Raw genomic sequence first — 292 nt, 5'->3', positions numbered from 1 at the left:
CGCATGGCGTGGGTGACCGTGTCCACCCGTGCGATCCCGGCCGTCCGGACGACGGCGGCGTTGTCGAGCAGGTACAGCGCGCCGCGGGCCACGCCGATCGGCCGCAGGTCTCCGGAGGCCCGGGTCTGCCAGCGCACGGCACCGGTGGCCGGATCGATCTCGGTGAGCTGCGTCGTACCGCCGTCGGCGTCCGTCGTCGCGGTGTAGAGCACGGGCGCGCCCGCCCCTCCGGCCCCGCCCCACCACTCCGACCCGGCGGCGGCGCCGGCGATGTGGCGGGTCCCCTTTTTGG

The 292-nt window shown here is 76.4% G+C and carries 1 pseudogene; it reads right to left on the bottom strand.

The window, feature by feature from the left end:
• Positions 1-292 (bottom strand): annotated as a pseudogene (locus VR44_RS33030) (hypothetical protein); the annotation flags it as partial.

Source organism: Streptomyces katrae (assembly GCF_000966975.1).
Taxonomy (GTDB): domain Bacteria; phylum Actinomycetota; class Actinomycetes; order Streptomycetales; family Streptomycetaceae; genus Streptomyces; species Streptomyces katrae.
Note: the sequence above shows the minus strand (reverse complement) of the source record. Positions and strands in the feature narration are given on the sequence as shown.